The following is a 23,530-nucleotide window of genomic DNA, read 5'->3' as shown; positions in this document are numbered from 1 at the left end:
AAATAAATGGATAGACTTGGGCTCGTAATAAAACGGAGAGTATGCTGATTGTATGAATAATAAACGAAAAATTTCCGGCTAAATTGGGAAATGCCTATAAATAAAAGTAAACACCGCAATCAAAGATGGGTTTGCTTTGATTGCGGTGTTGTAAACAAACTTCTGGAACCTGATGCGAGTAAAATCCCGATTAGATCGATGGCTATATCAAAAATTCTCCCGTCCCGTGTGAAATATAATTGAAGGATTTCGGTTAAAGAAGCAAAGGAAATGGCCAGGAACAGAATCCATGCTTTGGAACGGAATTTGGTTTGCAGTAATATGGTCAAAATGAGAAAAGCAAGGGCGTGTCCGCATTTTTGAAGCAGGAAGTCATGGGTAAGCTCGAGCGGGAATGGTGCTAGAAGTTCAGAAAAGTTAGGATGACTGTCCCATTGAAAATGAACTTGGCCTGATTCCTTTAATGCAGAAAAGCTGGCGGTACAGGTTAAAATAAAGATTACTAGAGCCCATAATAAAATAAAAAATCCACGCATAGAAAAGACCTCCTGTTATCCTTCAGTGTGATCCTGTTTTTTCCCTAATATACCGCGAGCGGAGAAATTTAAAAAACAAATAGGAAAAGACCTCTTCTGAATGATTAAAAGAGGTCTTTTGCAGGGGGGGAGTGCCAGGCTTTATCCATGTAAGGAGGTGGAATTTGGAAAACTCCCACTATCCATTAGACTGAATGAATCATTTGTTGATAAAGGGCAAGAATGGATTGACCATAGGTTGTACCTGGAACAGCCCATTTTCCGTTTAAAGCTGTCCATGTTGGAGCAGAACCTCTATCGACAAGATGAAAGCGGGGATCAACTAATGGATATTGATTTGGCAGAGGCTTGGTTGTCGCATACGCATATAAATGCTGAAGCTGGGCAAGGACACCTTCTTCTGCACTTTCAAACCGTGCACCGCGCGTATCTCCACCTGTTGCTCCAATTCCTGCAAAGTTGTTCTGTTCAGGATTGACGACTCCGGTAAACCGAAAATAGTCTGTTTCGTGAATGGCTTGTGCAAAGGCTACATCTCCGCGAATCCCGTAATATTTTCCAAGCGTTTGATAAAATTCACCTAATGCAGGTGCTTTTGGATTGACCTTTTTTACAAATTGGTCCATCTGTTCGGCCGAGAGGAAAGTCGGGCCTAAAATAGTAAACTGTCCGGGGTCAGCGATGATGGGGATTTCTTTGGTAGTATTGTTTGGAGTCGTAGTTGGGTTTGTACTTGTACTGCCTTTGGCACTTGTAGTTGTAGTTGTTGATGGTTTACTGGTGCTCGTGGCCGGTGTAGATGTTGATGGTTTATTAGTGCTTGTTGCAGGTTTTGCTGTTGAACTGGTGCTTGCTGCAGGTTTGGTGGTTTCCGTTTTCGTTGTCGTGGTGGTTTCTTTTTCCGTAATAATAAATGCATCGTCATAGCCTGCTTTTTCAATTGCTTTTAGGCGTTTTTCTGCATTGGCGTTGGTCGAGTAGCTCGCAACTTTCACTCGGTACCATGTAGCTCCAGAGATTTTTGTGGTAACAATGGATGATTTAATGCTCTTTTTCTTCAATTCTGCGACCCTATCCTGGGCATTCTCTTTTGATTTATACGAGCCGACATAAACCGTATAGACTGTTTTTGTGGTAGTTTGAGTGGTTTTTGGTGTAGTGGTTGCTGTTTTCGGTGTCTCCTTCACAGCTTTACGTTTCAGGCCAAAGGCTTTGGCAATCCCGTTCACATGGCCTTGGGCCACTTTTTGCTGCCACGCCGAGTCTTTCATCAGTGCAGCATCATGTTTATTACTAATAAAGCCGTTTTCCGTTAGAATAGAAGGCATTTTCGTTTCTCTTATGACATGAAAATTGGCCTTTTTTTGCCCGCGGTCTTTCAACTGATTCACCTTGATGACCTCGGCATGGATAATATCTTGGTATTTTGCTGTTTTACTAGTATTCGATGCGCCATCGTAAATAAAATCCTCATATCCTTGGGCGGAACTGTCAGCGGAATTGATGTGAATAGCTAAGAAAAAGTCTGCGTCCCATGCGTTGGCTCCACTTGAGCGCTGGGCTAAGCTTCTGGTCGTATCGCTTGTACGGCTCATCTTTACCTGAACATTTTCATAATCATTGAGGATGATTTTTCGTATTTTAAGCGCAATAGCTAAGGTAATATCTTTTTCATTCAGCCCATTCCCTTGGGCACCGGGATCCTCACCGCCATGGCCTGGGTCTAAATATAGCTTCATACTTACTCCTCCATTTCATTTAAAATACGTTCATCTATATGTTATGGCAGATCCAATCTTGTGGACTCCATCTGCCTAACATAAACACAAAAACCATACAAAAGACCTTCGTATTGTTCGGGAATAGAAGGTCTTTTGTAGGGTGTTTATTCTGCTATGAGGAATGCATCATTTATTCCGGCTTTCTTTACTCCTATTAAACGATCTTCTGCATTTTCACGGCTGGAGAAGGCTCCGGCTTGGACTCGGTACCATGTTTCACCAGAGATTTTTGTGGTATTAACAAATGATTCAATGCCTTTCTTCTGAAGCAGCTCAACTCGCTCATCCGCATTTTCTTTGGACTTGAATGAACCTGCAATCACTTTGAATAGTGTGCCGTCATCGGGTGTATCAGGTTTTTGGGGCTCAGTTGGTTTACGTTTCAGCCCAAAAGCTTTGGCGATTCCATTGGCATGACCTTGTGCCACTTTTTGAATCCAAGAGGATTGTTTCATTAGTGCGGCGTCATGATCGTTACTGATAAAGCCGTTTTCCGATAAAAGTGCCGGCATATTTGTCTCACGTAATACATGGAAGTTCGCCTTTTTCTGGCCGCGGTCTTGTAGTTGATTTAGTTTTTTTACTTCCGCATGGATGATATCTTGATATTGGGCTGTCTTCGAAGAGTTAGACAAGCCACTGTAAATATAGTCCTCATAACCTTGGGCGGAGCCTGGCCCGGAATTAATGTGAATCGCTAAGAAAAAATCGGCATCCCAAGCATTGGCCTCACTGGATCGTTGTGCTAAGCTTTTAGTTGTATCGGTGCTTCGGCTCATTTTTACGTCAATGTTTTCATAATCATTTTGTAAAATGGACCGTAGTTTGAGCGCGATTGCTAATGTGACATCCTTTTCATCCAATCCATGCCCTTGAGCGCCAGGGTCTTGTCCACCATGACCTGGATCTAAATAAAGCTTCATTTCATCCTCTCCATTTCCTAAAATTGATTATCTATACATGCTATGTAGCAATGGACAAGTGTGTGCGGGTTCTTGTCACGGCGTTGGCTGATGGATACCTAAACAGTTGATTCTCTCCATTTTAATGTAACAAAAAGAACACCCCTTACCTATAGGCCAGGGGTTGTCCTGAGTATTTATATTCTTTCCTTCATGCGGTCGGGAAGATTCTGAATCGAGGTGACGACCATATCCAGCTTTGATTCAATGCGGTAAAGCAGATAAAGGGTCACGACAATAGGGAAACCAACTTCGCTGATGATCGGAATGAGCTGCTCCACTCTTTTCACCTCCTTTGTAAAAAAAGGCCGTCCCCAGGGGGAAACGGCCCTTCTGTTATTAAACTAGTTCATAATCCGTTACATTTCGGTCGACGACTCTTGCCCCTTTGGCCGCTACCAACTTCCCACTGGCAGTAGTGAAGATTTCAGAAGCAATAATTTGAGCCATCGATTGCTTGATGACTGCCTCATCAATTGGTTCCTTCGGATTTTCAATTGATAAGCTCGCTGTTTTTCCAAGCTCCGTATTAAAGTGTAATTCTAAGGTTTTTGCCATTTTTCTCACCTCCTATCGATTAATTCATTTACGAGCGTATTAAGCAATAATTTCTGAACTGTCGTTTCGTTCCACTTTGTTAAGTGTGTCCTTGGATAATACAGTAATTGCTTGTGCAGCTTGAGACAACTGATCTGTCGTTGCATCCTTTTTCACATTGCTGAATGTTTTTGCGCGGAGAATAGGGGCGCCATCTTCATCCATGCCAATCTCAAAAAGCAACCGAAGCTTCGTTCCTTCTAATAATGCTTGTGCCATGATTACTCACCACCTTTCACCTTCTATATAGAAAAAAGCTGGCCAAAAGGACATGGTCCGAGAAAATAAATAGTGATGATTTAGTAAAATCAAGTTTATTAATGCTATACTTGGAGAACGATTTAGTTCGTGGAAGGGGTTCATCATCTTATGAAGTATTTAAAATCACAAATGCAGCAGCTAATTAAGGATAATAAAGAATTGCATACACGCTTGAAAGAGTTGAAGGTGGAACACGGCCTCGAGAAAAACACAGCCCTAAAGGCGTTGTACCATTCAGAAGTAGCAGACGGCGGGAAGTATCAATTAGCCTACCAAGCACTTGATCAGCCGAAAAAATAGGGAACACAAAACACAAAAAGGGTGTCAGGCACCACACTGGTGCCTGACACCAAAAAATAACACCAAAAAAAGAACCACCCTGTGTCAAGGGATGGTTCCATTAATCTGTCTAATTATTGACTTTTGTATCGCAGAATCGAGGGAGGTGTTTTTTCTTTTGTGTACAGCTTTTTCCTTGTACATCTCCTGATCGGCCAGTTCTAGAACTTCCTCAGGGGTCAGGACAGTCCCTGGTTTATAGTGATAATAACCGTAACTGGCTGAGATCGAATAAGGCTTTTGCTGCGTGAAATTGATCTCCTCGAAACTTAGTTTAATCGTTTTCATTAAATCCCGCACATCATTCATTTGCTTTTGAAAGAACACAATGATAAATTCATCGCCGCCTAGGCGGAATAATATATCTACATCTGTAATATGACGGTTGATTGTGTCACAGCAAGTCTTGATGAGGTCATCCCCAATGGAATGGCTGAATCGATCATTTGTCTTTTTTAAATCGTTAATATCGATATAGCAGATAATAAATTCTTGGGATTCTGGACCAGCGGATAATTGCTGGTTAAGGATTTCCATCCCGCTTCTTCGGTTTAACACACCAGTAAGCATGTCCAGCGAAGCTTGTTTATAAAGCTCTTCCTCGTTTTTTTTCAAATCTGTGATGTCAGTGACACCGATCAGGACACAAGGTTCATCCATGTAATCTATCAATTCTAAACTGAGCATTACCCATTTTCTTATCGTAGGTGTGATTTGCTGCTCTATACAATAGTTTTTTATGCTTTGCTGCTCCATTAGACGTTGCAGGAGATCCTGTTTTTCCTCTTGATTCTGAAACAAGAATCTTGCGTCGATCTGGGCCATGTTGTTATCATGCAAATGGTAATATCCAAGGGCATGCTTGTTCATGAGCAAAATTTCTTCATTATATAACTTTGTAAGGATGAGTGGATGGGGATTAAGGTTAAATAGGCTCCTGAAATTTTCCTCATTCTGTCGCAGTTTCAGTTTGTTCATAAAATCATTTTTTCGAAATGAATAGAAAGATAAGGCAATCATAAAGGAAATGACCGCGGTCCCTGTCGAGTTAATCAGTTTCGATAAAAATGCGAAGTGGTCTGGTTCAAAAAAATAAAGCCCGATGATAAAGAAAATATGTATAACCATAAATTGAATGAATATGTGCCTTGGCTGGATCGGTAAAAATACGGCCACCCCTAATACGATAATGATATAGGCGTAAATATTCCCGGTAAATAATTGGCTATTAATAGAAGAGACTGCACCGATCAATAGATAGATAAGGATATAACTAGAGACGATGACTCCTCTAGGAGCCTTTAAATATTTATGATAAATGAATAGAAATAGAAGGGAGACAACAAGCCCTGTGATGTGAATGGCAGAAAGATTGAATTTAAAAGTCGGGCTGCTCAGTTTAGTAAACAGGAAAAAGTCAACGATAAAAAAACAGGGATAGGTGAAAATTAGCATATATGAAATGAGTTTTATTCGCTCATATAAAACAACGTAGTTATGATGAATAAACTCTCGATTAGTAATAGAATTCATTCTCTTTCTATTAAAAAAATCGATTGCAAAGGCCCTCAATTACTCCACCCCTTTTTTACCATTACCTCGAGTATTTTAGCATAATTGGGGATGTCTGTCACAAAAAAAAGGGTGTCAGGCACTCTCAAGAAGATTGGTGTCAGGCACCAGTGAAAGACACCAGTGAAAGACACCAGTGAAGGCACTAGTGAGGGAAACCACCAATAATACATAGGAAGAGCCCAATTCTGGCGGATGGAACTGTCAGAATTGGGCTCTTTTTTTGCTTGAAACTATTGGTTTAATTTTACTTCTTTTGTTTGTTTTTCGCCGTAGATCCCTTTTGATTCAAGAAATTTCTGGATTCTTTTTAGGGCTTCTTGCAACTGTGGCATTGAGGCTGCGTACGAGCAGCGGATGTAGCCTTCACCGCTTTCTCCAAACACATTGCCCGGCACGACGGCCACCTTTTCTTGCATTAAAAGTTCTTCGGCAAATTGTTCGGAGCTGAGGCCGGTTGCCTTAATGGAAGGGAAGACATAGAAGGCTCCTCCAGGTGTATGACAATCTAAACCTATTTTATTTAAGGTTTGCACGACATAGTTTCGTCTCATCCGGTAGCTTCGTTTCATCGCCTCCACTTCCTGGAAGGTATTCTTAAGGGCTTCAATCGCACCGTATTGGAGCATAGTTGGCGCACACATGGTAGTGTATTGGAAAATCTTCAACATTACCTCGATAAATTCCTTAGGGGCTGCGAGCATCCCTAAGCGCCAACCGGTCATCGCAAAGCCTTTTGAGAATCCATTGATTAAAATGGTTCGTTCATACATGCCTTCAATCGCTGCAAAACTGGTATAGGTTTCTTCGTAGGTTAATTCTGCGTAAATCTCATCAGAGACGACGATTAAATCATGCTTTTCAACAATTGCAGCAATTTCCATTAGTTCTTTTCGATTTAAGGTGCTGCCAGTTGGGTTGTTTGGCGAACAAAACAAAATCGCCTTGGTTTTTTCCGTAATTGCCCCTTCGAGCTGTTCGGGCGTTAATTTGAACCCATTCTCAGGTGAGGTGGAAATGGCGACAGGTGTCCCCCCGGCAATTGCTACCAATGGAGCGTAAGAAACGAAGGCTGGTTCTACAATTAATACTTCATCGCCTTCGTTTAAAATGGCTCGAAAGGCGAGGTCGATCGCCTGACTAGCTCCAACGGTGACGATGATTTGATTTTTGGGATCATAGTTGACAGCGAATCTTGTTCCAAGGTAATTAGAGATTTCCTGTCGTAATTCTAATAATCCCGGGTTTGCTGTATATGCAGTATAGCCCTGTTCCATCGATAAAATGGCCGCCTCGCGAATGTTCCAAGGCGTAATGAAGTCTGGTTCACCCACGCCTAAGGAAATGACGTCTTTCATACTGGCTGCTAAATCAAAGAACTTCCTAATCCCAGATGGCTGTAATTCTTTAGCGGTGTCAGATATATAGTGGGAATAATCCTTTTTCATGGTGTAATCACCATTCTCCGGTCTTTATCATCACCACTGCCAAAAACCACTCCATCATGTTTGTATTTCTTTAACATGAAATGCGTCGTGGTCGAGATGACATTTTCAATCGTCGAGAGTTTTTCCGATACAAACGTCGCAATTTGATTCATCGTTTGGCCTTCAATGGTAATCGACAAATCGTATGCACCACTCATGAGATAGAGAGAGGTTACTTCCGGAAAACGATAAATTCTCTCAGCGACCTCATCAAATCCTACACCGCGCTTTGGTGTTACCTTTACATCAATCATTGCGACGATATTTTCTTGACCTTCCACTTTGCTCCAATCGATGAGCGCTGGATAACTGACGATTACTTTTTCTTCTTCTAATTTTTTAATAGTCTTTCTAACAGATTCTTCACTGCACATCACCATTAAAGCAATCGTTTCTTCAGAGATTTTATGGTTTTCTTCGATGAGCTTTAATATTTCTAGTTCTTCATTCGATAATTTCATAAGGTGCCTCCTGATTTGAATTTCATATTATTGATTTTATAGGAGGATGGCTTCTAACTCAAATGAAAGTGTTGGGATAATTCTCTCTTTTTTGACAGTAAGATTGAATGGTGTCAGGCACCACGGTATATTTCATGATGATTCTAAATTTACAGATTACAAGAAAAATATATTGACGGTAATTCTAGTTGTGTTATATAGTTTAACAATACGATGTTAGGTTATATAACATAGAGCGAGGAGCCGATTCTCATGAAAAAAATAGAAGCAATTATTCGACCAGAACGACTCACAGAGACGATTAAGGGTTTGAAAAATATGGGGATTTTAGGTTTTACGGTTTCACAAGTAGTCGGCAGAGGAAAACAAAAGGATACACAAGGAGTCTACCGTGGGAAAAATTATCAGGTAACTCTGCATCCTAAAGTGAAACTGGAGATTGTCCTCTCGGATTATTTGGTAGAATCCACGATTCGGACGATTGTGGATTCGGCACAAACGGGTGAAGATGGCGACGGCAAAATATATGTTTATCCGATTTTGGAGGCCTATAACATTCGGACAGGGACAATAGATTATGATATCGAGGATTTAGCAAATAAGGAGGGATGACTTGTGGAAATAATGTATATAAATACCGTTTGGGTCGTCCTTGCAGCCGCGATGGTTTTATTCATGGAAGGCGGTTTTAGTTTACTAGAGGCAGGGTTGGTCCGTACGAAAAATGCCGTCAATGTGACAATGAAAATTTTTGTAGACTTGACGATTGGTGCTTTAGCGTTTTGGCTCATCGGATTTGGGGTCATGTTTGGAAACGATGCGTTTGGATTCGTTGGGACCAGCCTATTTGGAAGCCCTGAGAAAATTGCTCTTTCGATTGAACTGCCAAGTGTGGCTTTTGTGCTTTTTCAAATGGGATTTGCGGTGGCATCTGTCTCGATCATTTCAGGCGCTGTCGCAGAACGAATGAACTTTAAAGCCTATGTGGTAACAGCGGCACTTATTTGTATTATTATTTACCCTCTATCTGGTCATTGGATATGGAATAGCGATGGCTGGTTAGCCAAATTAGGAATGAAGGACTTTGCTGGATCTGCCGCGATTCATGCTGTCGGTGGTTTCGCTGCTTTTGCAATGGCAAAACTATTGGGTCCGAGAAAAGGAAGATTTAATTCGGATGGAAGCTCCAATGTCTTTGCCCCTAGTAACATTCCGTTAGCTTCTGCCGGTGCCTTTATCTTATGGTTCGGGTGGTTTGCGTTTAATGCCGGGAGTACGTTGGATGCTTCCAGTTCCGCGCTAGCTCCGATTGCTATCAACACGATGCTGGCGGGAGCAAGTGGGGGAGCGGCGGCACTATTTGTGACGATGAAAAAGTTTGGAAAAGCCGATCCAAGTATGACGATAAACGGGGTGTTGGCTGGACTAGTTGCAATCACCGCAGGCTGTGCCTATGTTTCAGAATGGAGCGCCGTTTTCATAGGCGCATTAAGTGGTACGCTCGTCATTTATACCACCCTTTTTGTGGATTATTTGAAAGTGGATGATCCGGTCGGTGCTGTTGCGGTCCATGGTTTCAGCGGGGTGTTCGGGACGATTGCGGTTGGATTATTTGATACAACGCAAGGATTATTGACAACGGGTCATACCTCATTATTAGAAGTGCAGCTTTTAGGCGCTGTTGTCGTGATTGTTTGGGGTTTACTCGGTGGTGCTTTTATCGCAAAGGTATGCGATAAAACAGTCGGTTTCAGAGCATCAGAGCGGGAAGAAGAAGAAGGCTTGGATATGTCCTACCATGGCATTCCGGCTTACAATGAATTAGAGCGGTTTACGGATTTGCCGACTAGCCTATTTAATTTTGAAGAAACCACAGGAATTACGGTAGCTTCTCCGGCCAGTCGAAAAGAAAAGGTAGTTTGAAAGTAACTAGAAAAATAAAGGGATCCTTATTTCATCATACAAAAGTCGAAAATAGATTAGTTCTACTTTAGAACCTGTCTATTTTCGGCTTTTTATTTTGGTTTTTTACCTAAATCCATGCACCCAAACGGTAAAAAAGAAAGGACGAAATGAACTAGTCTGTTTTAATATTTCGCTAAATTATCATAAAAATTGTAAATAGTTGGTTAATGGTTGTAAAGAATCAATGATACTTCTTCTTTTTCTCGCGAATTTTTATATCGTGGGATTGTACCAAATTTGGTACAGAAGACTCTGGGAAATAATATAAAAAATACTGGATTTGAAAGACTGATAACAAGGTGATCTAAACTTTTGGGCATCTTGTTTTTTTGTTTATTTTTCCGGGCACTCCACCATAGGTGGACTGTGCTAAAACTACTAATTATGAAAAACAATACTAAAATTTCCCTGTTTTTCTTTATATTTCTTTAACTCTACTTAACTTCTAGTTTACAAAGCGGGAGTAAGATGAAGCATGTAAGTAATACATATCAAAAGGGGATGTTTTTTTATGAAACGGAAAAAGATACTGGCAGTTTCGCTAGCTTCATTGATTCTTGGTTCAACGTCGGCCTATGCTGGATACACACAAATTGTCGGCCCTAAGGCAGATAGAACCGCGGTTACTTCTCATGGGTGGCCTGTTACTCCTTCTGGTCAGCAAATAACGCTTGGTGATTTCCCAATGGGTGGTGTGTTAAGCCAAGATCACCGTTATCTTATTGTTTCCAATGATGGGCAAGGTGAACAGTCTCTTCAAGTGGTGGACGTTAACACCCAGAAGGTCATACAGACCATTCCCTACAAATCTCCTGAATCGCTCTATTTTGGAGTCACATTCAGTAACGATGGAAAAACCGTCTATGCTTCAGCTGGAGGCAATAACAAAATCCGTGTCTATGGATTTGAAAATGGAACATTAACTGAAAAAGCTCCAATCATGCTTAAAGACAGCAGCAAAACTAACTTTTATCCTGCTGGAATTTCTGTTTCTAAGGATGGAAAGTCGCTCTTAGTTGCGAATAATTTAAATCATTCCGTTTCAAAAATTGACCTTGCCACAAATCAAATCGTAAATACAACTTCTGTTGGGAAACATCCTTATGCTGCAGTATTAAGTAATGATGGGAAATCCCTTTATGTCAGCAATTGGGGTGAAAGCAGCATTAGTGTGGTCGATCCAGAAACGCTGACGATCAAAAGTACCATTCCTGTTGGGCTACATCCTAATGCAATAATTGAAGATGCTGCGTCCGGCAAAATCTTTGTATCCAATTCTGATAGTGATTCCGTTTCGATTATCGATGCTAAACAACAAAAAGAAATCAAAACCATTTCACTCAGCCCATATAAAAATGCTCCTGCAGGTAGTCAGCCTAATGCTCTAACGTTAAGCGAGGATAGCAAAACTTTATACGTTACCAACGGTGGAAATAACGATGTCGCAGTCATAGATCTGCAAAAAGGAAAAGTGAAAGGGTTAATTCCAACAGCTTGGTATCCAAGCGGTATATTTTTACATGAAGACAAATTAATGGTTCTCAATGCCAAGGGCCTTGGTGCTGGATCCAACCGGGAGGGACAGTATATCGGGAATATGATGAAAGGAACCATGTCCTTTATCGACCTTCCGAGCGAAAAACAGCTGAAGAAATATACGAAACAAGTGGAAAAGAATAATGAAGAATTGAAACCAATAGGTTCCAGTGCAAGCAAAAAGTTCCCAATCCCTCGCTTTGAAGGCCAAGAATCACCGATTAAGCATGTCATTTATGTGATCAAGGAAAATCGTACGTATGACCAGGTATTTGGTGATATGGAAAAAGGAAATGGAGACCCGAGCTTAACCATTTTTGGCAAAGATATTACACCGAATATTCATAAGATGGCTGATCAATTCGTTTTATTAGATAATTTTTATGCGAATGCTGAAATCAGTGCGCAGGGACATAACTGGTCCACGGCAGCGCAGGCCAATGACTATGTAGAGAAAAACTGGCTTGCCAACTATTCGGGTCGTAACCGCGGCTATGACTTTGAAGGGGGCAATGAAGCGGCCTATCCGAAAGCAGGATTCTTATGGACGAATGCTGCTCGTTCAGGGGTATCCTTTAGAAGTTATGGAGAATTCGTTAATTATGACAGTAAGACGGGAAAATATGTGGCTGCAGAAGCTAGCCTAGGCAATAATTATGACCCTGACTATCCTTCCTATAATCTTAAAATTTCGGATTTGACCCGCTATGATGCGTGGGATGAAGAATTTAATCAATATGTAGATAATGGGAATCTTCCGCAGCTGCAAATCGTTCGATTGCCAAACGACCATACGCTCGGAACAAGACCCGGAGAACTAACACCGCAAGCCATGGTTGCACAGAACGACTATGCACTCGGTAAGCTAGTCGATAAGGTTAGTAACTCACCTTATTGGAAAGATACAGCCATTTTTGTTACCGAAGATGATGCACAGAATGGTTGGGACTCAGTGGACGCCCACCGCACGACATCTCTTGTGATTAGTCCATATACCCAAACAGGCAGAGTAGACAGCACCATGTATGATACAACATCCATGCTTCGTACCATGGAAATGATTTTAGGGATGAAACCAATGACACAGTTTGATGCATCAGCAGCGCCAATGGTTAATTCATTTACTCATAAACCTGACTTTTCGCCATTTAAGGTAGAAGAACCAACCTACCCACTTAACAGGAAAAATGGAGAAAATGCACCGATGGCTCAAGAATCTAAAAAGCTAGATTTCTCAGGCGTTGATCATGCCAATACGGATAAATTGAACAAGATTCTCTGGAAAGCAACAAAAGGAGAGAAACCTTATCCAGGCGATAAAAAGAATAATTAATTAATCTAAAGAGGGTGACCCGAAGCTGGGTGTCAGGCACTATTCGTAACATGCCGTAAATCGAAAAGAGTTCTATACAGTATTTTGTCAGTGATACCAGGTATCTTGGGTCACCCTTTTATTATTACATATGAACTTATTCTACTATTTTAAAAGGATGGTATTAAAAAATGATTCGATTTATTGAAGAATCGATGAAACGGTCGGTTTTGATCCTGACATGTGTTGCCCTGATTATCGCCTGGGGGGCCATTTCTGCAATTCAGATGCAGCGAGATTATTTACCACCGATTAACAACACTGCCTTGATGGTAACGATTCAAGCTGATAAATATCAATCGGATCAGGTCAAACAAATCCTTACCGCAAAGGTGGAGGAAGCGGTCGGATCTGTTGATAAGCTTGATTATTTGGAAACAAACTCATTTGATGGCGGTTTAATGGCCAGCCTCTATTTTCCTGGCCACACCGATATGGAAAAAGCGGAAAATGAAGTAAGGGCGGCTGTGGACAAAATTAGCTTACCAGTCGGTGTAAAAACACCATTGATTACACGGGTCAGTACGAACTCTTTCCCTGTTATGCGAGTAAGCTTGACGACTAATACAGAAAAAATCGATGAAAATCAATTGCGTACATCTATTCAAGATAAAGTGGCAAAGGAAATAAAGAGTGTTCCAGGTGTAAGAGAAGTCCGTGTCACAGGGGCAGGAAATTCCGGATACGTGTTAACATTGAAAGCAGATGCACTCCAAACATATGGGTTAACCATAAAAGATGTACAAAATGCTCTAGCATCCATTCATCCAGTATGGCCGCAGGGAACAATCAAAGAAAAGGGCGGACCCGATGGCCAAATATCCATGCCAATCCGTGTGACCGATTGGACGATCAATAGTGCAGACTTAAATGGTGTAAAGATTCCTGTTAGCGGAGGAAAAACAGTAAGTTTACAGGAAGTAGCGGAAATTAAGAGTAGTATTGTAGACTTACAGACGATATCCAGAACAGCAGGGCAGCCGAGTGTTCTGCTTGATGTCCTAAAGACACCATCTTCAAACATTACCGAAGTGACTGAACGGATCAACGAAAGGATCAAAGAAATTCCTGAAATCAAATCAGGAACAATCCATCTTTCTATCCTATTGGATCAAGGAAAAGACATAAATGCTGCTTTAAAGGGTCTGATCAAAGAGGGATTATTGGGGGTTTTGTTCTCCATTATCTGTGTATTTTTATTTTTCAGGAATGTCCGTTCCACATTGATTATTTCCTTATCCTTGCCTATTTGCCTTCTTGGTGCAACGGCGATTCTAAAAGCAATGGATGTCAGTTTGAATATCTTAACGATTTCCGGATTAATTGTAGCGATGGGTCGGGTCGTGGATGATTCAATCGTTGTCATCGATAATATGTACAGAAAACAAATGGAAAAATACAACGGACAGATCACTATTCAGGATATGGCTAGCGGGGTAGTAGAAATGATCCCAGCTATTGTTTCCTCCACTGCCACCACCGTTGCTGTGTTTCTACCTATTAGTATTATTGGTGGGATGATTAGTTCAGCTTTTTCTGGATTTGCCTGGTCGGTAGTCATCGCCCTTGTGACATCTCTTGTCGTATCTATTATTGTCGTACCGGCCTTAGCCCACATATTATGGAGAAAATGGCCATTGAATAAGTCAGTGGAAATAGAGACAAGGGCACAAAGTCTGCTTCATTGGCTGTTTTTGAAGAAAAAAATAGTAGTGGGAATTATCGTGGTGCTTTTTGCGATTACAATTACAGAAGCATTCGCTCTGCCAGTTAACTTTTTTCCAAGAGGAAATTCAAAGGATGTAGCTATCCAGGTCGAGCTGCCTGAAGGAGTACAGCTTTCTGATGTGGATGCGGAAGTGAAAAATATCGAAACCATCTTAAAAAATGATCCTGAGGTAGAAACGTATACTTCCACTCTTGGTTCGACATTTACACCGATGTTTGATGATGTCTTTGATGAAGGCGGTGGTTGGATGCAAAAGCAAAATATCGCCAATCTTTCAGTGGGGATCAAAGATAAAAGCGATATCGATTCATTCGTTAAAAAAATGCGCCAGCAGTTTGGCAGTTTATCAACATCTGCCGTCTATACTGTATCTAATCAAAATATTTCTGGAGATGATTCCCGCTTAAAGGTCATTTTAACGGGGGCTGAACAGCAAAATATTGCCAAAGCGGCGATTATGGTCAGAAGTAAGCTGCAGATGATTCCTGGTTTAAGTATTGAAGGAGCGGCAAATGATGCCGATGCAGCAATGAACCATTATCTCTCAATTAATCAGGAAAAGATCCAACGCTTGGGTATCAATGTCGATGAAGTTCTTAATCGAATCGATCACTATTTACCAAAAGACCTAAGGATGGATGTTTCTTCTAGCGACCGGAATACCCCAATTGCCATTCAGTTAGACAATGAGAAAAGTCTAGTGGCAGCGGGTGACCCAGATCCTGAAAAAACAATTCTATCTAAAATTGGCCATGAAATGTTTACAGCAAAGGACGGTTCGAAAGTGTCTTTAGCGGAGATTACGACATTGGAGACCAGTAACCAAACGCTTATCAGTGAGCAGGATGGTCATCCCTTTGCTGCCGTGACGGGAAACATTATTACAAGGGATATCGGAAAGGTAACAAAACAAGTAAATGAAACCATGAAAGGTTTGGACCTGCCTTCAGGCATTGACTATTCGCTTGGCGGGATCTCTCAGCAACTCAAGCAAATGGTGATTGAAATGAGCCTGGCTTTGGCACTGTCTCTTTTGCTAGTCTTGATGATTGTGAGCAGCGTTTTTCGCGGCTGGTATGCACCCGTTTCAGTCATCATATGCATTCCGCTGGCATTAATCGGATCGGTATGGAGCATGGCCATTTTCGGAATGGAGTGGAATCTCGCCGCTTTGATTGGGATCTTGATGCTCGCTGGTATTGTCGTCACCAACGGAATTGTGCTTGTCGATAAAATTGAACGGAACATTTCTGAAGGGATGGAAACAAAAAAAGCGATTCTGCTAGGAACCTCTACAAGGGTTCGACCAGTGTTAATGACTGCAGGGACTACCATCTTAACCTTGCTTCCTTTAGCTTTCTCAAGTACAGGAAACACGATTATTTCACAAACGCTTGGTGTTGTCGTCGTGGGCGGAATGATTAGCTCCACACTGATCAGCCTTGTGGTTATCCCGATTCTGTACGATTGGCTCAGTGGAAAGGTTAGAAAAATTCAGGCAAAACAACAACAGTTGTCAGCATAATAACTATAAAGCAAATATCACCTGCCTAAGAAGGTTGGTGATATTTCTATTTTTAAAGAAAGCTAGATTTTAAGAAGAAATCGACAAAAGTTTACAAACAACATCAAACCTTTACAAAACTATACAAAGCATTAATACTCACTTAACAAAAAAGGATTAATCTTATACCTGTAAACAACAACAATAATAATTCTTAGGGGGATTCAAACAAATGAAAAGATTGAAAAACTTAAGCCTACTTACATTGCTAGCTGCGTTAATGGTTTTCATGGCTGCTTGTGGAGGCGCAGCATCTACAGAGAAGACAGAAGGAACTGTGAAGAAAGAAACACCAAAGACTGAAGAAACGAAAGAACTTTCCGGCTCATTAACTATTTCTGGCTCTTCTGCGATGCAGCCTCTTGTGGCAGCTGCAGCTGAAGAATTTATGACTACTAATCCTAAAGTTGATATACAAGTAAATGCGGGTGGATCTGGTACGGGCTTATCACAAGTTGCTGAAGGATCAGTTCAAATTGGTAACTCTGACGTTTTTGCTGAAGAAAAAGAAGGAATTCCAGCTGATCAGATTGTTGACCATAAAGTTGCTGTAGTTGGGATGACTGCTGCTGTTAACCCTAAAGTAGGGATTAAAGATATTAAAAAAGAAGATTTAATTAAAGTTTTCACTGGGAAAATTACAAACTGGAAAGAACTTGGTGGAGCAGACCAAAAAATCGTTCTTGTAAACCGTCCTGATTCTTCTGGAACTCGTGCAATTTTTAATAAATTTGCTCTTGATGGTGCAACACCAGCTGAAGGAATCACAGAAGATTCTTCAAACACAGTTAAAAAGATTATTAATGAAACTGATGGTGCGATTGGTTACCTTGCTTTCTCCTATTTCACTGATGAAACAGTAACACCTCTTGCCATTGACGGTGTTGAACCAACTGAAGAAAATGTACAATCAGGTAAATTCCCAGTTTGGGCTTACCAACACTCATATACTAAGGGTGAGGCAACCGATCTTGCAAAAGCATTCCTTGATTATCTGATGTCAGATGATATCCAAAATAAGTTATTACCAGAGCAAGGATACCTTCCTGTAACAAAAATGCAAGTTGAACGTGATGCACAAGGCAATCAGAAAAATCTTTAAGACCAGTTTATAATGTAAAAGATTGATATAAAAGTAGGTAGGATTTTACCAATCCTTTCTACTTTTTTTCTAGGAACCTTAAAATTCAACTCTGTAATGAATATTACGTGTGTTTAGTAGATGATAGAAAAACTTATATCTAGGAGGATATCACAATGAATAAGATTAGCATGGTAAAAAAGGGTGCTGCTGTCGCTCTAACCCTTGCGTTAACCATTCCTGCCGTCACACCAGTGTTTGCTGCAGGTAATAGTCAAGTCAAGATTGACTCTGTTAAATTTAATGGAATGCCTGCCCCAACTACTATCGATAAAATGGTAGAAACGTATACAAGCGCTACTGTTGATGTTAAATACAGCAATGGAAAAGTTAAAACGTTCCCGCTATCATACAAACGACTTTTTAAATCAGAAGATAAAATCGCTATGAACAACGGTGAATTAATTCCAGCAGGAACTCCGATTGATTATTACGGAGATCCGATCATGGATACTAGTGCTCCTGGAAAATCAACACCATTTGTTTCAGATGCACCGGATTCAAACAGCTTACTAAATCCGATTAACGGAAAGATTTATATGGTTACACATTATGAATATCAGACATTAGATGCGGCTGGTAATTCTGCCTATGGAATCGTTCCTGCTTCCATGTCTTTAACGACTTTAGACCAAGATAAGAAGACTGGTGAATTGAAAGCTGAAGCGGTTAAGAAAATTGATTTTTCAGATGTGAATGGACTTTGGATTCCTTGTAATGGTTCCCTATCCCCATGGAATACTCATTTAGGGTCGGAAGAGTATGAGCCGGACGCACGCAACTATGAATTTGATGCGAAGTCATCGGCAAGAACTTCCGTTGAAAGCTTTTCACAGCTTTACTTTGGTGATAAATTAAAAGCAAATCCTTATTTCTATGGCTACGTTCCAGAAATCCAAGTGAAGAAAAACGGTAAAGTAAAAGTAGAAAAACATTACAGTCTGGGCCGCTTCTCTCATGAATTAATGAAAATGATGCCTGACAATCGTACAGCCTACTTTGGTGATGACGGCGGAAATACAGGTATGTTCATGTATGTAGCCGATAAAGCAAAAGATTTATCAGCTGGTACATTATACGCTGCTAAATTCGTCCAAACTGGGACTGAAAATGGCGGTTCAGGAAATTTAGAATGGGTTAAGCTAGGACATGCCAATGATAAGGAAATTCAAGCGATCATTGAGAACGATATTAAATTCAGTGACATCTTTGAAACGTCTGATACAGCTCAACCAGGTTTTAAAGCGATTAAACAATATTCCTACGGAAAAACAGAATATGTAAAACTTAAGCCTGGTATGGAAAAAGCGGCAGCATTTCTTGAATCACGTCGGTATGCAGCGTACCGTGGTGCTACTACAGAATTCAACAAAATGGAAGGTGTAACATATAACGCCAAAGATAACAAGGTGTATATCGCTATTTCCGACCAAAGCGGCAGCATGGAAAAAGACACCACAGGAACTGCACCTTCGGATGATATTCAATTGCCAAAAATTAAGTCCGGTGTAACTTATCAATTAGACTTAAAGAGCGCCCAAAAAGATAACAGCGGTCGCGGGATTCTGAGTAAATATGTAGCTACAACGATGTCAGGTTTACTTGCAGGTGAAGACCTTGCAACGGCTGATGCATACGGTAATACAGCAAATGTAGATAAAGTAGCTAGTCCTGACAACTTAAGCTACTCTGAAGAAATGAAAACCTTATTTATTGGCGAAGATAGCAGTAAGCATACGAATAACTATGTATGGGCTTATAATGTCGATACGAAAGAGTTAACACGCATTTTATCGAACCCAGCAGGAGCGGAATCTACTGGATTGTTCGCGGCTGATGATCGTAATGGTTTCTCTTATATTATGAGTAACTTCCAACATCCTGGTGATGAATTAGACGCTAAAGCTATTACTGCCGTTAATAAAGAAGAGTTAAAGAACGCAATGGAAAAAGAAATTGGTATTAATAAAACTGGCGGTGTGGGTTATATCTCTGGACTTCCGTCATTTACGAATATGCCAGATTTCACTGCTCCCGCTGCTCCAACGATTAACCAAGTAACGGATCAATCCACATCAGTTACTGGAAAAGCAGAAGCGAATGCGACGGCTAAGCTTTATGTAAATGGAAAATATCAAAAGAGTACCACTGTTGATAAAAATGGTAATTATAAATTTGTAATTGCTAAGCAACGTGCCGCAACAGAAATGAAGGTTACAGTGACAGATGAAGCTGGAAACGTAAGCACTGCAAAGAGTATAAAAGTTGTCGATAAGACAGCGCCCGCTAAACCTTCTGTAAATAAAGTAACCTATAAATCTACTATTGTTACAGGAAAATCAGAGATTGGCTCAACCGTCTATGTTTATAATGGAAAAAAATATGTAAGCAAAGCAGTTGTAGATGCAAAGGGAAATTACAAAGTAAAAATTAAAACGCAGAAAAAACATACAACCTTAACGATATTTGTTCTCGATAAGGCAGGTAATAAAAGCACTACTGTTACCATTAAAGTGAATTAGAAATTAACAAACAAGTTGGGTGTCAGGCACCATGTGAAATTTCACATGGTGCCTGACACCCTTTTTTTATCTTAAGGATATCTTAAGGAACGGACAAGATAATAGGCACATCAAATAAATCATTTTCCTGCTGGATGAGGGGTAATTACAGCGGGGAGTAAAGGAGTAGAGATTGTTGAAGAAAGTGATTTGGATACTTGCGAGTGTTTTGGTTATTGGATTTGTCGGGTTTCAGTATTATAAATCGAAAACGGTGAATACGGAGGCAGCAGCTCAAATTCGAACAGCTGTGGTCCAACAAGGAAAGCTGGAAGTGAAGATTAGTGGTTCAGGTACGGTTGAACCTGTAACAAGTGAAGATATTAAAGCAACAGATGATAATAATGAAATCGATGAAGTGTTGGTTTCAGCAGGGGATAAAGTAAGTGAAGGAGATGAATTAATTACCTTCACGGATGATAGTGATCCAATTACAGCTCCTGCTGACGGGACGATTACCACGGTTTCTGTTTTAGAAGGAGAACGGATAACGAAAGGTCAGGTAGTTGCCCATCTTACCGATTACAAGAATTTACAAACGGTTGTTGCCGTGGATGAGTTAGATATTACAAAAATTAAAAAGAAGCAGACGGTCAGCTTAACTGTAAGTGCGTATCCTGACACTACTTATACAGGAAAGGTAACGGCGATTGCTGCTGAAGGCACATCTGCAAACGGAACATCGACTTTTGATGTCACCATTCACATTGATAAACCAACGAATTTAAAAGTGGGGATGAGTACGGAAGCTAGTATTTTAACCCAAAGTAAGGAAAATGCTCTTTACGTTCCAGTCGATGGGGTCTATACAAACAAGAATGAGAAATATGTGATTGTGACTGCGGCTTCGACAGATTCAAGTTCCGATGCATCGGCAGGCACAAGCCAGCAAAAGACGGTTAAAACAGGAATTTCTACGGATGAGTATGTAGAACTAACAGAAGGAGTAACCGCAGGCGAAACGATTCAACTGCCGGAACTGGCTGCAAGCAGCTCGTCTAACAGACAAGGCGGTATGATGAGAGGCAACATGGGCGGCGTGGCGAATGGCGGCGGCATGCCTCCGGGTGGAAATGGACAAGTTGCGCCAAGCGGAAGGGGTGGCAATTAATGAGTAAGCCGATTATTCAAATTAAAAATATGATGAAAACCTATAAGCTTGGCGGAGAAATAGTTCATGCTCTTAATGATGTGTCATTAGAAATTCAAAAGGGTGAATTTCTAGCCATCATTGGTCCGTCTGGGTCAGGGAAATCCACCTTAATGAACATGCTAGGCTGCCTGGATCGGCCGAATAAAGGGACATATCACCTTGATGGCAGAGATATTGGGAAAATGGATGAAAATAGTTTAGCGACGATTCGGAATCGAAAAATCGGGTTTATTTTTCAAAACTTTAACTTATTAGGTAAGCTTTCCGCACTTGAAAATGTGGAATTGCCTTTGTTATATGCCGGGGTACCAACTCGTGAAAGACAGGAGCGGGCATTAGACGGATTGGATAAGGTCGGCTTGAAGGATCGCGCTGGCCACCTGCCCACTCAGCTTTCTGGAGGGCAGCAGCAGCGGGTGGCGATTGCGAGAGCCCTGGTTGGCCAGCCCTCGATTCTCCTCGCCGATGAACCAACCGGTGCCCTTGATAGTAAAACAAGCAAAGAGATCCTCCTATTAATGAAGGAATTGAATGAATTAGGCCATACGATTATTTTAATCACACATGACCTGGAAATCGCAAAACAAGCCAAAAGAATGGTCAGTATTCAAGACGGCCAACTTTATGAGAATGGAGGTGTCCTCCTTGGGAATGCTGCAATCCATTAAAATGGCTATAAAGAGTATCAGAAGCAATAAACTTCGGGCGGTTCTGACGATGCTCGGGATCATTATTGGTGTTTCGTCAGTCATCGTCCTAGTTTCGATTGCCCAAGGGTCAGCGAAAAACGTCACAAGTCAAATCAATCAATTAGGGACCAACCTTTTGACGGTAAATACCTATAGTACCGATATTGATTTAACAGAGGATAAAATTAGTCAGTTAGGTGAGATCGATGGTGTGAAAGCTGTTGCACCGGTTGTTTCAGGCCGTGTCTATGTGAAAAAGGAGCGGACATCCTCTCAGATTACCTTAACAGGAACAAATGCGGCCTATTCATCAGTACGTGATGCGAAGGTCACTCAAGGGCGCTTTATTACCGATTTAGATGTCGAGTACCGCCAAAAGATTGCCGTCCTTGGTTCGGAAACAGCGAGCACCTTTTTCGGCACAGAGAATCCAATTGGACAGTACATTCAGGTGTCAGGCACCTCGTTCAAAGTAGTAGGAATACTAGCTTCGAAGGGAAGCTCACTCGGTCAGAGCGGGGATAATGTGGTCATTGTCCCGTTGAGCACGGGTCAGCGTTTAGTCGGCAGCACGACGATTAGCACGGTTTATTTGCAGGGCAAAAGCGAGGATCAGATGGATTTCGTGATGAACGAGGTTAAAATGGCACTCGCTAGTATGTATCCTGGCAAAAGTGATTATTATGGTGTAACCAATCAGCAGGATGTGATGGACACGATGAGTTCAGTGTCTGACACCATGACCATGATGCTAGGCGGAATCGCGAGTATTTCCTTACTTGTCGGCGGGATTGGCATCATGAATATCATGCTTGTGTCGGTGTCAGAACGGACGAAGGAAATCGGGATTAGAAAAGCGATTGGCGCGAAACGTCGAGATGTGCTTTTACAATTTTTAATTGAGGCTGTCGTACTAAGTTCGATGGGTGGCTTGATTGGAATTCTGTTTGGAATAGGCGTAGGAAAAATTGTCTCATCTCTGATGAGCTTAAGTATCGCCTTCTCACCAACCTTCATTCTATCATCGTTCCTATTCTCGCTTGTCGTCGGTGTGGTCTTCGGGGTATTCCCGGCCAATAAAGCATCTAAATTAAATCCTATTCAGGCACTTCGCTATCAGTAGGGTTTCAGACAGAATAGAGCACGCTTTACACGAAATAGTCAAATCTTAAAAATGAGGGGAATATATATGAAGAAAACAAGAAAGGCACACTTATGGATTGGTTTAATCTGCTCAATCTTTATCTTAATCGAGTCGGTTACGGGGTTATTGATGAATGAGCCATGGTTAATCGGCCAGACACAAATGGAAGGAAATAGAGGCAATTTCCAGCCAGGGCAGTTTAATCGAGGAGCCATGCAGCAAGGAACAACGACTAATTCAGGCCAAACCCAAGGCACAGCTCAAGATCAATCCCAAGCTCAAGCACCAAATGGAGCAAACTCAAACGGTCAAGCTGGTCAACCGGGTCAATCTGGTCAAAATGCAGCAGCTAACCAATTTCCAGGTCGCCCAGGGGCTGGCGGTGAAGGTGGATCGACTTCTATCACAGGTATCATTAGAGGTCTTCACGAAGGAAAAATCGGCACAACCAATGTAAAATGGCTGGTAGACTTAGTGGCTATCGCATTGATCTTCTTAACCGGTACAGGCATATACCTTTCAATAAAAGTCCTCAAAGCCGACAAAAAAAGAAGAAGACGAAATGCTGAGGGGCAAGTGGCGTAAAACGGAGTACAGTTAAGTTAGGGTGTCAGGCACCATGTGAAAAAATTCACATGGTGCCTGACACCCTTTTTCAATGAAAGGGCGCCTGCGCTTTT

The 23,530-nt window shown here is 41.3% G+C and carries 20 protein-coding genes; 11 read left to right on the top strand and 9 right to left on the bottom strand.

Annotated features, from left to right (window positions below; translation table 11 throughout):
* Positions 1-119: 119 nt before the first annotated feature.
* The 6 genes from M3610_RS17875 to M3610_RS17850 form a co-directional block, all read right to left on the bottom strand.
* Entirely contained in the window at positions 120-536 is a 417-nt protein-coding gene (locus tag M3610_RS17875; protein WP_098575081.1) for a VanZ family protein, read from the bottom strand.
* 185 nt (positions 537-721) lie between these two features.
* On the bottom strand, positions 722-2,275 hold the full coding sequence (locus tag M3610_RS17870; RefSeq protein WP_251461117.1) for an N-acetylmuramoyl-L-alanine amidase: 1,554 nt from the start codon (positions 2,273-2,275) through the stop codon (positions 722-724).
* Positions 2,276-2,421: 146 nt separating this feature from the next.
* Positions 2,422-3,240: an N-acetylmuramoyl-L-alanine amidase gene (locus M3610_RS17865; RefSeq protein WP_251461115.1), complete on the bottom strand. Its 819-nt coding sequence runs from the start codon at positions 3,238-3,240 to the stop codon at positions 2,422-2,424.
* Between the two features lie 176 nt (positions 3,241-3,416).
* The gene (locus M3610_RS17860) at positions 3,417-3,560 is read right to left on the bottom strand and encodes a YvrJ family protein (protein ID WP_026564087.1); all 144 of its coding nucleotides are present in this window, start codon (positions 3,558-3,560) and stop codon (positions 3,417-3,419) included.
* A gap of 58 nt (positions 3,561-3,618) precedes the next feature.
* A complete protein-coding gene (locus M3610_RS17855; RefSeq protein WP_251461113.1) occupies positions 3,619-3,837 on the bottom strand; it encodes a DUF2922 domain-containing protein in 219 nt (72 codons plus the stop codon).
* 39 nt (positions 3,838-3,876) lie between these two features.
* Positions 3,877-4,095, bottom strand: coding sequence for a DUF1659 domain-containing protein (locus M3610_RS17850; protein ID WP_098575078.1), 219 nt, complete (start codon positions 4,093-4,095; stop codon positions 3,877-3,879).
* Between the two features lie 150 nt (positions 4,096-4,245).
* Here M3610_RS17850 and M3610_RS17845 point away from each other — a divergent pair, with 150 nt between their 5' ends.
* Positions 4,246-4,437, top strand: a complete 192-nt coding sequence (locus M3610_RS17845; RefSeq protein ID WP_026564084.1) for a hypothetical protein — start codon at positions 4,246-4,248, stop codon at positions 4,435-4,437.
* Between the two features lie 84 nt (positions 4,438-4,521).
* Here the strand turns inward: M3610_RS17845 and M3610_RS17840 are convergent, their stop codons facing one another.
* From M3610_RS17840 to M3610_RS17830, 3 genes are all read right to left on the bottom strand, one after another.
* Positions 4,522-6,009, bottom strand: coding sequence for a sensor domain-containing diguanylate cyclase (locus M3610_RS17840; protein ID WP_251461111.1), 1,488 nt, complete (start codon positions 6,007-6,009; stop codon positions 4,522-4,524).
* A gap of 272 nt (positions 6,010-6,281) precedes the next feature.
* Positions 6,282-7,496 carry an aminotransferase gene (locus tag M3610_RS17835; RefSeq protein ID WP_251461109.1) on the bottom strand — a complete coding sequence of 405 codons (1,215 nt, stop codon included), beginning with the start codon at positions 7,494-7,496 and terminating at the stop codon, positions 6,282-6,284.
* Complete coding sequence (locus M3610_RS17830; protein ID WP_251461107.1) at positions 7,493-7,996, bottom strand: Lrp/AsnC family transcriptional regulator; 504 nt, start codon at positions 7,994-7,996, stop codon at positions 7,493-7,495. The genes M3610_RS17835 and M3610_RS17830 overlap by 4 nt, the downstream gene beginning before the upstream one ends.
* A gap of 252 nt (positions 7,997-8,248) precedes the next feature.
* Between M3610_RS17830 and M3610_RS17825 the strand changes: the two genes are divergently transcribed.
* From M3610_RS17825 to M3610_RS17780, 10 genes are all read left to right on the top strand, one after another.
* Positions 8,249-8,608 carry a P-II family nitrogen regulator gene (locus M3610_RS17825; protein WP_098575074.1) on the top strand — a complete coding sequence of 120 codons (360 nt, stop codon included), beginning with the start codon at positions 8,249-8,251 and terminating at the stop codon, positions 8,606-8,608.
* 3 nt (positions 8,609-8,611) lie between these two features.
* Positions 8,612-9,919, top strand: a complete 1,308-nt coding sequence (locus M3610_RS17820) for an ammonium transporter (protein WP_251461105.1) — start codon at positions 8,612-8,614, stop codon at positions 9,917-9,919.
* Positions 9,920-10,472: 553 nt separating this feature from the next.
* The gene (locus tag M3610_RS17815; protein ID WP_251461103.1) at positions 10,473-12,830 is read left to right on the top strand and encodes a glutaminyl-peptide cyclotransferase; all 2,358 of its coding nucleotides are present in this window, start codon (positions 10,473-10,475) and stop codon (positions 12,828-12,830) included.
* 170 nt (positions 12,831-13,000) lie between these two features.
* Positions 13,001-16,123, top strand: a complete 3,123-nt coding sequence (locus M3610_RS17810; protein ID WP_251461101.1) for an efflux RND transporter permease subunit — start codon at positions 13,001-13,003, stop codon at positions 16,121-16,123.
* Between the two features lie 211 nt (positions 16,124-16,334).
* Positions 16,335-17,264 (top strand): phosphate ABC transporter substrate-binding protein, encoded by a 930-nt coding sequence (locus M3610_RS17805; RefSeq protein WP_251461099.1) that lies wholly within the window; start codon positions 16,335-16,337, stop codon positions 17,262-17,264.
* 155 nt (positions 17,265-17,419) lie between these two features.
* The gene (locus M3610_RS17800) at positions 17,420-19,825 is read left to right on the top strand and encodes an Ig-like domain-containing protein (protein ID WP_251461097.1); all 2,406 of its coding nucleotides are present in this window, start codon (positions 17,420-17,422) and stop codon (positions 19,823-19,825) included.
* Positions 19,826-20,009: 184 nt separating this feature from the next.
* Entirely contained in the window at positions 20,010-20,975 is a 966-nt protein-coding gene (locus M3610_RS17795) for a biotin/lipoyl-containing protein (RefSeq protein WP_251461282.1), read from the top strand.
* A complete protein-coding gene (locus tag M3610_RS17790; RefSeq protein ID WP_098575069.1) occupies positions 20,975-21,685 on the top strand; it encodes an ABC transporter ATP-binding protein in 711 nt (236 codons plus the stop codon). Before M3610_RS17795 ends, M3610_RS17790 begins: the two co-directional genes overlap by 1 nt.
* Complete coding sequence (locus M3610_RS17785) at positions 21,669-22,829, top strand: ABC transporter permease (RefSeq protein WP_311315838.1); 1,161 nt, start codon at positions 21,669-21,671, stop codon at positions 22,827-22,829. Before M3610_RS17790 ends, M3610_RS17785 begins: the two co-directional genes overlap by 17 nt.
* A gap of 51 nt (positions 22,830-22,880) precedes the next feature.
* The gene (locus M3610_RS17780) at positions 22,881-23,435 is read left to right on the top strand and encodes a PepSY-associated TM helix domain-containing protein (protein ID WP_396953656.1); all 555 of its coding nucleotides are present in this window, start codon (positions 22,881-22,883) and stop codon (positions 23,433-23,435) included.
* Positions 23,436-23,530 lie beyond the last annotated feature (95 nt).

This window comes from Neobacillus sp. MER 74, assembly GCF_023714155.1.
The sequence above is the reverse complement of the archived record's forward strand: the minus strand, read 5'-3'. Positions and strand labels throughout refer to the sequence as shown.